Source organism: Halorubrum sp. SS7 (genome assembly GCF_005435055.1).
Classification (GTDB): Archaea; Halobacteriota; Halobacteria; order Halobacteriales; family Haloferacaceae; genus Halorubrum; species Halorubrum salinarum.
This window is the reverse complement of sequence record NZ_SGXV01000555.1, coordinates 1-260: the sequence shown is the minus strand read 5'-3', so window position 1 is coordinate 260 and position 260 is coordinate 1. Positions and strand designations below refer to the sequence as shown.

Genomic DNA, 260 nt, shown 5'->3' with positions numbered 1-260 from the left:
AACCCAGAAGGATTCTCAACTCCGTGAGCTGATGCGTCTAAGAACGTGATCTCTGGCGTATTGAACACGACAGCCAAGTCGGTGAGTGGAACCGCCATCGAGATCCTGTACGTTGGGATGATGAGATCACCGACCACCCACACAAACGGCTGAAGCGTCGGATCGTCTGGAAACAGTGAAATCCCGTTTGAAGAGTACAGCGAAGCCCCACTTCCAGAGAGTGCGGCCTGAAGGATCCAGTACACCGGGAACAGGAGGGC

At 54.6% G+C, this 260-nt stretch carries 1 pseudogene; it reads right to left on the bottom strand.

The annotated features are described in order from the left end of the window. Positions 1 to 260, bottom strand: a pseudogene (locus tag EXE44_RS21275) (maltose ABC transporter permease); the annotation flags it as partial.